This is a genomic window from Williamsia sp. R60, from assembly GCF_054063855.1.
Genome location: NZ_JBSSGR010000001.1, coordinates 1,054,471 through 1,066,807 on the forward strand (window position 1 = coordinate 1,054,471; position 12,337 = coordinate 1,066,807).

Below are 12,337 nucleotides of genomic sequence, written 5' to 3' on the forward strand. Positions count from 1 at the left end.
ACTCTCACCTTGAACCGTTTGCTGTTCGTGCACGCCCATCCCGACGACGAGACCATTACCACCGGCGGCACAATCGCGAAGTACCTGGCCGACGGAGCCGAGGTCACCGTCGTCACCTGCACGCTGGGTGAGGAGGGAGAGGTGATCGGGGAGCAGTGGAGTGGTCTGGCCGCAGACGGCGGTGCCGATCAGCTCGGGGGCTACCGGATCAGCGAATTGACACGGGCCCTGGCGGAGCTGAGCGCTCCGGCGGCCGAATCCCTCGCACCGGTGTTTCTGGGCGGCGCCGGCCGGTGGCGTGACTCGGGTATGGCCGGGGCGCCGTCGAACGACCACCCGCGGGCTTTCATCGGCGCCGGTACCATACCGGCCGAGGTCTTGGCCGAGCTGATCTGTCAGACGCGTCCGCAGGTCCTCGTCGGTTACGACCCGGTGGGAAGTTACGGGCATCCCGACCACATCCAGGTGCATGCGATCTGCGCCCGGGCCATCGAGCTCGCGGCAGCGTCGGAGACCCGGCCGTGGACGGTGAGCAAGCACTACTGGACGGTGACCGAGGAATCGGCGCTTGCCGACGGGCTGGCCTCTGCGCAGACGCGGGTGCCTTCGGGCTGGCGGATGCCGCTGGCGGGAGAGCTGCCCAGTCATCCTGATGCCGAGGTCACGACGGCCATCGACGTGCGAGAGGTGTACGACCACAAGGTCCGGGCACTTGCCGCTCATGCGACACAGGTCACGGTGTCAGCATCGGGTACCGAGTACGCGTTGTCCAACAACATCATTCAGCCCATCTTCGCCGAGGAACACTACATCTTGGTGTCCGGGGTCCAGGGGCCTACGGGGCCGGGAGGCCGTGAGCCGGATCTGTTCGGGGGGCTGTGATGCGCAGGGCTCTGCTGGTTTTCCTCTGGCTGGACGGATTCCTGGTGGGGATCGCCTCGGTGGCGTTCCTCCAGCTGACCATCGGCACCGTACAGGTTCCGATCAGCGCCGTGGTGGCGGCAGCTGCGAACTGTGTCCTGCTGTGGTGTTGCGCGACGCTCACCGAGACCACGGCCCGATTCGGTGCTCTCATCGCGTTCGGTCTCGCCTTCTTCGTGGCCACCGCAAGTGGCCCCGGGGGTGATGCTCTGATGCCTCAGGACTGGCGAGCATTCGCGCTGCTGGGGCTGGGTGTGGGAGTTCCCGCATTCGTGTCGTACGCCGGACTGTTGCCCGCCGCCGACCCCGGCAAGGCCACCCCGGTCGCGGGGGCCAGGGAATGATCGGGCAGCCGGGGAGCATTATCTGATGGTGACCCCAGACCAGCTGACCTCAGAGGCGCAGACGGACGGGCAGGTGTCTGCAGCGGTACAAAACGCGTTGCAGCAGGCCCGCGAAGGCGCCCTCAGCCCGGAACAGGCCACCACGTTGCTTGCAGCGCGCGGCCATGAGCTGCAGCAGTTGTGTCGCATAGCCGCCGACCTGCGTGACGTCGGGCTCGCAGAAGAAGGACGCGACCGCCAGATCACCTACTCGCGCAAGGTTTTCATCCCGCTCACACGCTTGTGCCGCGATCGCTGCCACTACTGCACCTTCGTCACGGTGCCGGGCAAACTCAGCCGCGCGGGCCACGGCATGTTCCTCGAACTCGACCAGGTTGTCGAGATCGCCCGGGAGGGCGCTGAGTTGGGTTGCAAAGAAGCATTGTTCACCTTGGGGGACCGGCCTGAAGACCGGTGGCCCGAAGCGCAGCAGTGGCTCGACGAACGCGGCTACAGCTCCACCCTCGACTATGTCCGTGCCGCTGCGATCCGGGTTCTGGAAGAGACCGGCCTGCTGCCCCACCTCAATCCCGGGGTGATGAGTGCCGCAGAGATGTCGCGGCTCAAACCGGTCGCCCCATCGATGGGCATGATGCTCGAGACCACGGCACGCCGTCTCTTCACGGACCGGGGGAACTGTCACTACGGCAGTCCGGACAAGGACCCGGAGATCCGCAAGCGGGTACTTGTCGACGCCGGCCGGATGTCAATACCGTTCACCACGGGGATCCTCGTCGGAATCGGGGAGAGTTTCGCCGAGCGTGCCGACTCCTTGATCGAGATCGACAAGATACACAACATCTTTGGCAACATCCAAGAGGTCATCGTCCAGAACTTCCGGGCCAAGCCCGACACCGCGATGCGCGGGGTCGCCGACGCCGAGTTCGAGGAGTTCCTGGCGGCAGTCGCGGTGGCGCGCATCGTGCTCGGGCCGCGGATGCGAATCCAGGCCCCACCGAATCTGGTCTCTCCTGCCGAGTGTGCGGCTCTGGTCGCGGCGGGCGTCGACGACTGGGGTGGTGTGTCGCCGTTGACGCCCGACCACGTCAACCCCGAACGGCCCTGGCCCAATCTGGAATCCCTGGCCGAGATCACCGCCGCCACGGGCTACACCCTCACCGAGCGCGTCACCGCGCAGCCGCGTTACGTCCTGCAAGGCGCGCCGTGGATCGATCCGGCTGTCGCGGGCCACGTGCAGGCGGTGGCGGATCCGACGACCGGCCTGGCCGCCGACATCCGTCCGAGCGGTCGGCCTTGGGGTGTGGTCCGTGAGGCGGGCCGAGCCCCGGCTCGGGGTGTGCCGGACTTTGCCGCGGCATTGGACCGTGCTCACGCCGACCCGGCCGGCTGCAGTCCCGACGACTACCTGACCTTGGCGCACGCCGACGGCGAGGAGCTCGATGCTCTTGTCGCGCTGGCTGATTCGCTACGTCGACAGACTGTCGGCGATGACGTCACCTACGTTTCCAGCCGCATCATCAACACCGTGTCCGTGTGCGAACCCGGCTGCCGATACTGTGCGACCTCCACCCACTCGGCTCTGTCGGCCGAGGAGGTCGCCGACAGGGCCTGGGAAGCATCGATCGCCGGGGTGGATGAGGTCTGCATTCGAACCGACTCCAACGCCACCGCCGCAGAGTGCTGTGAGTACATCCGCGCCATCAAGTCGCGGGTGCGGTTCATGCACGTGAGCCTCCTGGTCCCCCGGGCGATCGGCGTCGCGGTCCGTACGGGCGGGCCGGTGGCCCACACGCTCCTGGCCGAACTGCGTGACGCGGGCCTCGACCACATCGGTGGCGCAGCAGGACTCAGCATCGGGACAAGTGCGCTCTCGGCGGCCCACGAGTTGGGGCTGCGTTCCACCGCGACACTGGTCTACGGCCACGGGGATGGTCCGTCCGACTGGGTACGTGAGTTGGGCCTGGTGCGCGAGATGTTCGACCGCACCGAGGGATTCATCGACTTCGTGCCGCTTCCGTTCTCACACGCCGGAGCCCCCGCCCCGTCTGTGGATGCCACCAAACCGACGATCCGCGACAGTCGGGCAGTGCACGCTCTGTCGCGTGTGATGTTGCACGGTCGGATTGCGACGATCGGAACCAGTCTGCGCGGTCTCGGGGTGGCGGATGCGCAGTTGATGCTGCAGAGTGGCGCAAGCGATCTGGGGCGGACGGCTATCGAGGAAACCATCGCGCGATCAACCGGGTCGCATCATGGCCTCGCGTGGACACCCGCAGAGATGCGGTCCATGGCTGGAGCAATCGGCCGACCAGCGCATGAGCGAATCGTCGCCGGCGTCCGAAAAGAGAGTGCCGCATGAAATTACCGCTGCCACCGGCGAAGCACCTGAGTGATCACGAGGTCGCCCGGTTGTTATACACGGCCACCGGGTTGATCGATCCCGCCCTCGGGGCGGTGGAGCACCTCGATCCCCTGGGGATCAAGCACAGAACGTTCCGGGGACCCGAACAGCAGGCCATCTCGGCGTCAGAGGTGCCCGCCGAGGGAATCGCGAAATTGATTGCGGCGTTGGACGACTCACTCGTCAAGGTCACGGATGCTTCCGGCTTCCCGGGTACGGCGAAATGGGCGAGCTGGACCGCTGATCAGCGCCGCGACTGGTGGGTCGGCCGTATGGGAACAGTGACCACGGCCCTGGTGGCGTATCCCGGGGTGTTCGGCGTGATCGCCAATCGGTTGCCGATCCAGATGATCGCCGGATTCGTGCAGCAGGCGGTCGTGCTGTGCGCGGTCGCGCGGGCATACGGCATCGACGACCGTCATGCGCAGACCGACCTGCTCGCCCACGTGCTCTGCCGCCGGGAACTGGATTCGCGTGCGTTGCTGCGCAGTCGGTCCGCAGACGAAGGTCACGCCTCGGTGTGGGACAGGCTGGCCACATCACGTGCCATCGTCGGTGAGTTGGGTCGTCGTCCGTCGCCGCGTCAACCCTGGCGGATGCTGGGTGCCCTACCGGTCATCGGCGCCGTGGCCGATTTCATCGGCGAGCACTCCGCCCTTCGTCGGGCCACGGACTCTGCGGTGGAGAAGATCCAGCACAACAGCTGACTGCGGGTCAACGGGCAGGCTCGGCCAGCCCGGCTTCGACGAGGGCCTCGAATCCTCCGACCACGTCGGTGGCCCGGTGGAGGCCGAGTTCCTGCAGCGACGCGGCGGCCAGACTCGACGTGTACCCCTGCGAGCACAGCACGATCCATTGGACTTCGTGGTCGACCGCTTGGGTGATGCGGGCGTCGGAAGTGGGATCGAGTCGCCATTCGAGAACGTTGCGTTCGATGATGAGGGCACCGTCCACTTCGCCCTCGGCGGCGCGTTGGGCTGCGGGCCGGATGTCGACGAGCACTCCACCCTGTTCGACGGCGATCGGCACGTCCGCCGCTTCCAGGCGCACCAGGCCCTCCCGCGCACGGGCCAGCATTTCATCGATCGTCAGACGTGTTGTCACAGAACCCATGCTGCCCCACCGTCGGTGAGGACGGTCTTGGTCCGGCGAAGCGACTGCGAACTCATGCTGCCCCACCGTCGGTGAGTACGGTCTTGGTCCGGCGAAGTGACTGCGAGTCGGTGACTTCGTAGTAGGACATCGCGGTCAACGGTGGTGAGTACGCGTGCACGCTGAGCGTCGGCTCGCTGGTCACCTCGCGGGTGGGGCTGCGGACCACGTCGTGGACCCAGCCCAGCGGGAACGAGGCCTGGTCGCCTTCGTCGAGAGTGCGTGCCCGGAGAGTGGATCCGGTCCACCGGTATTCGGTCAGTGCGCCCGACAGCACAGTGAGCGCGCCCAACGAACCGGCATGGTCGTGCAGGTCGGTTGATTCGTCGGGTGTCCAGCTGATCAGCCAGATGTCGACATCGTCGTCATAGTGCAGACGTGTTGCCCACCGGTTTTCCCGGTCCCAGTACTTGGGGAGCAGGTCGTCGTGGCGGCCGTCGAGTACGTCACTCGCGCTCTGGTCGGTCAGCCGCAGCAGATCGGCCGGTCGCAGCCGTGTCGGGAGGTGGTGGGTGGGTAGTGCGGCGGTGGAGAGCGGACGGTTCAGTGTGGAGGTCATGACAGGTGCTCCTGGGGAAGGTCGAATGGTGCGTGGTCGCTGGGTCAGCGACAACACATTCGGTTCCACAGGGGCATCTGGCGCACGGTCACGTCACCCAGGATGGATTGCGCCCGCCGGAGTGCACAGGGTTAGGACCGTCGTGATTTCAATCGAGGCCCGACTGATGGGGAGAAAGGCCACCTTGCCTCACCCGGTTTTGACTTGATATGTGCAACGCGGATACTAGGAGGCGACAAGCGGGCAGTCTGCCGTCCTTTTTTGTGGTGGAGGGCGTGCCCGCTTTTGAGCGCGTGCAGCCCACGCGCGAATAGCGAAGACGAGGAGGGTGGTCGGTGACCTATATCATCGCTGAGCCTTGCGTTGATGTGTTGGACAAGGCATGCGTCGAGGAATGCCCTGTCGACTGCATCTATGAGGGCGAACGGATGCTCTACATCCAGCCCGACGAATGTGTCGACTGTGGTGCCTGCGAGCCGGTGTGCCCGGTGGAGGCCATCTTCTACGAGGACGATGTGCCGGACGAGTGGGAACCGTATGTCAACGCCAACGTCGACTTCTTCGATGATCTCGGTTCGCCTGGCGGTGCCAGCAAGGTGGGCAAGGTTGCGCACGACTCGCCGTTCGTCAAGGCGCTGCCTCCGATGAACACCGAGGACTGACTGCCCGATGACAGTGGTGCGTGGCCGCGAACCGGTTTCCAGGCGGCTTCCGGATTTCCCCTGGGACACACTCGCGGCCGCGAAGGCCCGGGCGACGGAGCATCGCGACGGCATCGTCGATCTCTCCGTGGGAACGCCGGTGGACCCGGTTGATCCGCTGATCCGGTCGGCACTGGCCGAGGCGTCGGGTTTTCCCGGCTACCCGGTGACCATCGGGACACTCGAGGTCCGCAGCGCCGCGGTGGCCGCTCTTGCGCGTCGGCACGCGGTTCCCGGTCTCGACGAGACCATGATCTTGCCGGTGATCGGCACCAAAGAGGTCATCGCCGGTCTGCCGTCGAGCCTGGGTATCGGACCGGGCGATCAAGTGGTGATTCCCGAAATCGCTTATCCCACATATGAAGTCGGTGCCCTGCTTGCCGGTGCGGAGCCGGTTCGCGCTGATTCGCTCACGCAGCTCGGACCGAGTTCGCCTGCCCTCTTGTACCTGAACTCGCCGTCGAACCCCACCGGGAAGGTCCTCGGGCTCGAGCACCTCCGCAAGGTGGTCCAGTGGGCGCGCGAGCGCGGGACGATCGTGGTGTCGGACGAGTGCTACCTGGGCCTGGCGTGGGACGACGACCCGCTGTCGATCCTCGACCCCCGGGTCACCGACGGTGATCTGACCGGTCTGCTGGCGGTCCATTCGTTGTCCAAGACGTCGAACCTGGCGAGCTACCGCGCTGGTTTCCTCGCCGGCGACCCGGCGCTGATCGGGGAGCTGCTGGCCGTGCGAAAACACGCGGGCCTGATGGTCCCGTACGCGATGCAGGCGGCGATGGCCGCAGCGCTCGGCGACGACCATCACGTGGACGCCCAGCGGGAGCGTTACCGCGCCCGCCGCGAGACTCTCGCGGCGGCCGTTCGCAGCGCCGGGCTTCGGATCGATGAATCGGCCGCAGGTCTGTATCTGTGGGCGACCCGGGACGAGCCGTGCCGAGACACCGTCGACTGGCTTGCCGAGCGCGGCATCCTCGTCGCCCCAGGCGATTTCTACGGCCCGCGTGGCGTGCGCCATGTACGGTTCGCGCTGACCGCCACCGACGAACGGATTACGGCTGCGGCCACCCGCCTGGCATCCTGACCTGCAGATATATCACCTGTAGCCAATCTGAGACCGTTCCGTTACCCCATTTCGGCGACTTTGGGCGAAGCTGTGATCAACCAGCTGGATCGATTGTCGAATCAGCTACCGCTACAAGGGATTCGAATGGCCGGCGCCGTCCACTCGTGAACCGGGTGAGGAGGCGTGATGAGCACACAGCTGACCGGATCATCGATCGCGTGGCGTGCCCCGATCTCCGACCTGCTGGGCGATCTCGCGGATGCGGGGTCTCTGCGCTTCACCGAGGTGGTCGCCGAGAACATGACGCCCGGCGCGTTGCCGGACGGAGTGATCGATCTGCGCGCCCGAGGAGTGACGATCGTGGCGCACGGTGTCAGCCTGGGCCTCGCCGGAGCCGATGTACCCGACCCGGGGCGTTTGCGCAGACTGGCCGAACTCGCACGTGAACTCGAGTCGCCGGTGGTCAGCGAACACATCGCGTTCGTCAGGGCCGCCGACTCGCCCGATCCTCTTCATGGCGACGTTCTGGAGGCCGGTCATCTGTTGCCGCCTCCCCGAACACGCGCGGCGTTGGCAGTCCTGTGCGACAACGTCTCCCGCGCCCAAGACGCAGTGGGTGTACCGCTGGCACTGGAGAACATCGCGGCGCTGATCGCCTGGCCGGAGGATGAGTTCGACGAACCCGACTATCTCGCCGAGATCGTCCGGCGCACAGGGGCACAGTTGGTCCTGGACGTGGCCAACCTCTTCTCGAGCGCAGTCGCGCAGGGGACTGATCCGCTACAACAGTTGCTGCGATTCCCGTTGTCGCACATCGCCTACGTGCACACCGCAGGCGGGCGTTATCGCCAAGGGCGATATGTGGACACCCATGGCGATCCGATGGTGGACGATGTGACGACGTTGCTCACGCAGTTCGTGGCGGGATGCCACCGGGCGCGGGTTCGGGTTCCCGGGATCATGCTCGAACGTGACACGGACATCAGACCCGAGACGGTGTTGCCGGGCTTGCGTGCGATCGACGCCGCGATCGAGGAAGGCCGGGTCCGTGAAGTCGACCACTGCGCTTGACCGAGAACGCGCGGCGCTCGCCGCCCGTCAACGCGAGGTGGTGGGTGACCTACTCGCAGGCCGGGTCCCCGCCGGCTTCGACCGCGTCGGATCGCTGCTGACGAGCGACATCCTGGTCGGGAAGCGAGCGTCGGCGGCGCTGCGTGCAGGCCCGCAACTCGAAGCGCTCCCGCGCTGGCGTTCGCGGTTCGGTCAGTTCGGTAGAGAGAACTCCCTTCGTGGGTGCGCGCATGATGACGTGGCCGCTTTCACGTTGTGGCTCGAGCGTCGCGAAGATCTGGACCCCGAGGCAGCGGATTGGCTTGCGGTCGAAAAGGTGTACGCAGGGGTCCGTCGGCTTGCTTGGGTGCGCTACCGCGGACGTCGTGAACTGTTGATCGGAATGGGTTCGGCGACATGGCATCTGTCAGGGTCGCGTCCAAGAGTTGTCGACGAGGAGGGGTTGTCATGAACGCACTGTTCATAGCTCTGGCGGTGGCTGCGGGAGCAGCGGCTAGAGAGGCGACGCGATGACAATTCTGATCGTGATCGGTGCGTGTTTGGCCGGCGGGGCGTTGATCGCCCTCATCGCCGTGGTCGGTTCCCGCTCGTCCAGATCAGCCGATCGGTATCGGGCTCCTGGCCGGGGGCGTGGGTACAACTACAGCTGCGGATCGGGGCACCAACACAACTGCAGCTCGAGCAGCTCGTGCAGCAGTTCAGGATCGTGCAGTTCGGGGAGTTCCTGCAGTTCCGGGAGCTCCTGTGGCTCGGGCTGCGGCGGCGGCGGCGGAGGCGACTGACCGTCGGCTCCGTCCCACCACCACCTCGCGCGTCAGTTCGCGTGGAGTGCCGCGTTCAGTTCGATCCCGTCGCCCTTCCACGGGGTCACCTCCACGGCGCCGGTTGTGCTGTTGCGACGGAACAAGATGTTGCTCTTGCCCGACAGCTCCCGCGCCTTGACCACGGTGCCGTCAGGTCCGGTGACCTTGGTGCCCGCGGTCACGTAGAGGCCCGCTTCGATCACGCAGTCGTCTCCGAGCGCGATACCGCACCCGGAGTTGGCCCCCAGCAGGCAACGCTTGCCGAGAGAGATGATCTCTTTGCCGCCGCCGGACAGGGTGCCCATCGTCGACGCACCACCACCGACGTCCGACCCGTCACCGACGATGACCCCGGCCGAGATCCGGCCCTCGATCATCGACTGTCCGAGTGTTCCGGCGTTGAAGTTCACGAAGCCCTCGTGCATCACCGTGGTTCCCTCGGCAAGATGCGCGCCGAGGCGTACGCGGCCGGCGTCTGCGATCCGGACTCCGCTCGGCACAACGTAATCGACCATCCTGGGGAACTTGTCAATGCCGTAGACAGTGACCTGGCCACGGACCCTGAGCTTGGCGCGGGTGAGCTCGAAGCCCTCGACGGCACACGGGCCGAAATTGGTCCACACCACATTCGACAGCTTCCCGAAGACCCCGTCCATGTTTGCACCGTGGGGAACGACGAGTCGATGTGAGAGCAGGTGCAGTCGCAGGTATGCGTCGTGGGCGTCCGCTGGTGCATCGGCCAGCACGATCGAGGTGCGGACCGCCACGGTGCGCACACCGCGGGCGGTGTCGCTGCCCACGAGAGAGGCGAGGTCGGCGGGTACCTCGTCGCCTTCGAGGAGAGTCGTACCGGATTCGGTCACCTCGGTGAGTTCGGGCGAGGGATACCAGGTGTCGAGGACCGCCCCGTCATCGGTGATGGTGGCGATGCCGATGGCTGAGGCTCCAGATGCGTTGGTCACGGGTCATGAGTTTACGCGGAGCAACTTCACGCAGGACAATCCAGAGTGTGTCCGAATACGTCACTTACCGCGAACGCAGGTCGTCGCTGGTGCCCGCGACAATCTGGTGGCGCAGCGGCCCGGCAGGTCCCACCGAGATATTGCCGGATGGGTGCATGGACCTGATATGGACGGGCACAGACCTGATGATCGCCGGACCGGACACCGGACCCGTCGTCGTGGAGGGATCGCGCACGGCAGACATGACCGCTTTGCGATTCGAGCCGGGTATTGCCCCGGTCGTCTTCGGTTGTGCCGCAGACGAACTGATCAACAGCAGGATCGCGCTCGACGATGTGTGGCCGGGCCGGGCGGCACGCCTGCTCACCGAACAGGTGGCATCCGCCGCGGATCCTGCAGCAGTACTACAGAGATGTGCCGCCGACAGCCTCGCCCGGAGGCCGCCGCCGCGATGGCTCCGTCCGGCAACGGCACTGTTGGCGGATGGTCAGCCGGTGAGCCGGGTCGCCGACGAGGTGAGCGTGAGCCCTCGTCAACTCCAGCGATGGTCGCGGCACCACTACGGATACGGCGCCAAGGCGCTCGCGCGGACCTCCGGGTGGATTCTGCGCTGGATGGTCTACGGGCCGGGGCCCCGCTCACACAGGTGGCCCACTCGACCGGGTACGCCGACTACGCACACATGTTCCGCGAGGTCCGGGCGGTCACCGGGAAGGCCCCGACCCATTTCGCGCTTGGTCAGGTCGAGGGGGCGTAGAAGTCGACGCTGTTCCCATCGGGATCGACGACGGTCGCGTAGCGCTGGCCCCAGAACGCGTCGAACGGTTCGAGCCGGCCCGTGTGGCCGGCTGCGGTCAGTTCCGCGTATCTGGAATCCACCTCGGCCGGGTCAGCGCATTCGAATGCCAACGAGATCCGTCCACCCTTTGCGAGCGCCGACCATGCGGGGTCGAACTCGGCGATGCTGTGGGCGGTGTCGAGCAGGATCCGGAATCCCCGAATGCAGTCGACTCGGTGTGAGGGGCATCGACCCCGTCGTCTGCGAACTCGAGACCACACGCTCCGTAGAACGCGACCGAGGCGGCCATGTCTTCGACCACGATGGACAGCGCATTGAGGATCGGCTTCGGCGTTTTCATGAGCGTCAACGTATTTGCGTGGCCGGGCATCGGTCATGAATGTTTCGGACAACGTGGACAACTCGTGCGGGGGAGCGGTGGGCGACTACGGTGAACCACGTGAGTATTCCGGCCCTTGACCTGCGCGCCGACCCGATCGACCTGACGGCGGCGCTCGTCGACATCCCCAGTGTCAGTCATGACGAAGCCGCGATCGCGGATGCCGTGGAGATCGCGATACGCGAGCAGACCTCCGGTTTCGAGGTGCTGCGCCACGGCAACCGGGTGCTCGCCCGCACCGATCGCGGTAAGCCCCGTCGAGTGGTGCTCGCCGGTCACCTCGACACCGTCCCCATCGCCGACAACGTCCCGAGTCGCCGTGAGAAGGCAGGCAGTGACGGTGATGTGCTCCACGGATGCGGCACCGTCGACATGAAGTCCGGCGACGCGGTTTTCCTGCACCTGGCCGCCACACTCGACGACCCGAACTGCGATTTGACCCTGATCTTCTACGACTGCGAAGAGATCGCCGCGAAATACAACGGCCTCGGTGTCATCGAGCGCGAGTTGCCGCAGTGGCTCGCCGGAGACGTCGCCATCCTGGGTGAGCCCACCGCCGGTCAGATCGAGGCGGGTTGCCAGGGCACTCTGCGGGTGAGGTTGAGCACCCCGGGTGTGCGCGCTCATTCGGCTCGCTCCTGGCTGGGCGACAACGCGATCCACAAGCTCGGTTCGGTGCTCCAGACCCTGGCCGCCTACCAGGCGCGCCGAGTGGACATCGACGGGTGCGAATACCGGGAAGGTCTCTCGGCCGTGCGCATCGAGGGCGGTGTGGCGGGAAACGTCGTGCCCGACGTGGCGAGCGTCGACGTGAATTTTCGGTTCGCACCGGACCGGTCGGTGGAGCAGGCGACCGACCACGTCCGCCAGCTGTTCGCGGACGAGATCGCTTCGGGCGCAGTGACCTTCGAAGTGACGGACTCGGCGTCGGGAGCGCTGCCCGGACTCAGGCATCCGGCGGCCGCGGCCCTGGTCGCGGCAGCAGGCGGAAAGTTCCGGGCCAAGTACGGGTGGACCGATGTGTCCCGGTTCTCGGCGCTCGGGATCCCGGCGGTCAATTTCGGGCCGGGAGACCCGAATCTCGCGCACAAACGTGATGAACGGGTGCCTACCTCGCAGATCACCGAGGTGACCGGCGTTCTTCGGCGATATCTCACCGCCTGACCGCCTGCTCGGGGG

At 66.2% G+C, this 12,337-nt stretch carries 14 protein-coding genes and 1 pseudogene; 11 read left to right on the top strand and 4 right to left on the bottom strand.

What is annotated here, in order from left to right:
- Positions 1 to 9: 9 nt before the first annotated feature.
- Genes mshB through ACVWY6_RS04630 form a run of 4 tightly spaced genes read left to right on the top strand, consistent with a single transcriptional unit; the run spans position 10 to position 4,373 of the window.
- Positions 10 to 882: an N-acetyl-1-D-myo-inositol-2-amino-2-deoxy-alpha-D-glucopyranoside deacetylase gene (gene mshB / locus ACVWY6_RS04615; RefSeq protein ID WP_457536398.1), complete on the top strand. Its 873-nt coding sequence runs from the start codon at positions 10 to 12 to the stop codon at positions 880 to 882.
- Positions 882 to 1,265 carry a facilitated glucose transporter gene (locus ACVWY6_RS04620; RefSeq protein WP_457536400.1) on the top strand — a complete coding sequence of 128 codons (384 nt, stop codon included), beginning with the start codon at positions 882 to 884 and terminating at the stop codon, positions 1,263 to 1,265. The genes mshB and ACVWY6_RS04620 overlap by 1 nt, the downstream gene beginning before the upstream one ends.
- Positions 1,266 to 1,290: 25 nt before the next feature.
- Positions 1,291 to 3,624: a 7,8-didemethyl-8-hydroxy-5-deazariboflavin synthase CofG gene (gene cofG / locus ACVWY6_RS04625; protein ID WP_457536402.1), complete on the top strand. Its 2,334-nt coding sequence runs from the start codon at positions 1,291 to 1,293 to the stop codon at positions 3,622 to 3,624.
- Positions 3,621 to 4,373: a hypothetical protein gene (locus ACVWY6_RS04630; protein ID WP_457536403.1), complete on the top strand. Its 753-nt coding sequence runs from the start codon at positions 3,621 to 3,623 to the stop codon at positions 4,371 to 4,373. The genes cofG and ACVWY6_RS04630 overlap by 4 nt, the downstream gene beginning before the upstream one ends.
- 7 nt (positions 4,374 to 4,380) lie before the next feature.
- Here the strand turns inward: ACVWY6_RS04630 and ACVWY6_RS04635 are convergent, their stop codons facing one another.
- On the bottom strand, positions 4,381 to 4,779 hold the full coding sequence (locus ACVWY6_RS04635; RefSeq protein ID WP_457536404.1) for a rhodanese-like domain-containing protein: 399 nt from the start codon (positions 4,777 to 4,779) through the stop codon (positions 4,381 to 4,383).
- A 52-nt stretch (positions 4,780 to 4,831) separates the two neighbouring features.
- Entirely contained in the window at positions 4,832 to 5,377 is a 546-nt protein-coding gene (locus ACVWY6_RS04640; RefSeq protein WP_033335722.1) for a cysteine dioxygenase, read from the bottom strand.
- A 335-nt stretch (positions 5,378 to 5,712) separates the two neighbouring features.
- Here ACVWY6_RS04640 and fdxA point away from each other — a divergent pair, with 335 nt between their 5' ends.
- The 4 genes from fdxA to ACVWY6_RS04660 all read left to right on the top strand — a co-directional run bounded on the left by fdxA (position 5,713) and on the right by ACVWY6_RS04660 (position 8,666).
- Complete coding sequence (gene fdxA, locus ACVWY6_RS04645) at positions 5,713 to 6,039, top strand: ferredoxin (RefSeq protein ID WP_247209739.1); 327 nt, start codon at positions 5,713 to 5,715, stop codon at positions 6,037 to 6,039.
- A gap of 7 nt (positions 6,040 to 6,046) precedes the next feature.
- Positions 6,047 to 7,162: a succinyldiaminopimelate transaminase gene (dapC, locus tag ACVWY6_RS04650; protein WP_457536405.1), complete on the top strand. Its 1,116-nt coding sequence runs from the start codon at positions 6,047 to 6,049 to the stop codon at positions 7,160 to 7,162.
- Positions 7,163 to 7,330: 168 nt separating this feature from the next.
- Positions 7,331 to 8,215: a DUF692 domain-containing protein gene (locus ACVWY6_RS04655; protein WP_457536406.1), complete on the top strand. Its 885-nt coding sequence runs from the start codon at positions 7,331 to 7,333 to the stop codon at positions 8,213 to 8,215.
- Positions 8,193 to 8,666 carry a hypothetical protein gene (locus ACVWY6_RS04660; RefSeq protein WP_457536408.1) on the top strand — a complete coding sequence of 158 codons (474 nt, stop codon included), beginning with the start codon at positions 8,193 to 8,195 and terminating at the stop codon, positions 8,664 to 8,666. Before ACVWY6_RS04655 ends, ACVWY6_RS04660 begins: the two co-directional genes overlap by 23 nt.
- Before the next feature lie 363 nt (positions 8,667 to 9,029).
- Here the strand turns inward: ACVWY6_RS04660 and dapD are convergent, their stop codons facing one another.
- Entirely contained in the window at positions 9,030 to 9,980 is a 951-nt protein-coding gene (gene dapD, locus ACVWY6_RS04665; protein WP_400728007.1) for a 2,3,4,5-tetrahydropyridine-2,6-dicarboxylate N-succinyltransferase, read from the bottom strand.
- Between the two features lie 5 nt (positions 9,981 to 9,985).
- On the opposite strand from dapD, the pseudogene ACVWY6_RS04670 reads away from it, so the two are divergent.
- Together ACVWY6_RS04670 and ACVWY6_RS04675 are read left to right on the top strand one after the other, a co-directional pair.
- Positions 9,986 to 10,291: pseudogene (locus ACVWY6_RS04670) on the top strand (DUF6597 domain-containing transcriptional factor); the annotation flags it as partial.
- A gap of 233 nt (positions 10,292 to 10,524) precedes the next feature.
- Positions 10,525 to 10,737, top strand: a complete 213-nt coding sequence (locus tag ACVWY6_RS04675) for a helix-turn-helix domain-containing protein (RefSeq protein WP_457536409.1) — start codon at positions 10,525 to 10,527, stop codon at positions 10,735 to 10,737.
- Here the strand turns inward: ACVWY6_RS04675 and ACVWY6_RS04680 are convergent.
- Positions 10,719 to 11,039, bottom strand: a complete 321-nt coding sequence (locus ACVWY6_RS04680; RefSeq protein WP_457536410.1) for a VOC family protein — start codon at positions 11,037 to 11,039, stop codon at positions 10,719 to 10,721. The two genes, ACVWY6_RS04675 and ACVWY6_RS04680, sit on opposite strands and share 19 nt — an antisense overlap.
- Positions 11,040 to 11,218: 179 nt before the next feature.
- Between ACVWY6_RS04680 and dapE the strand changes: the two genes are divergently transcribed.
- Positions 11,219 to 12,322: a succinyl-diaminopimelate desuccinylase gene (dapE, locus tag ACVWY6_RS04685; protein WP_457536412.1), complete on the top strand. Its 1,104-nt coding sequence runs from the start codon at positions 11,219 to 11,221 to the stop codon at positions 12,320 to 12,322.
- The last annotated feature ends 15 nt before the right edge of the window (positions 12,323 to 12,337 follow it).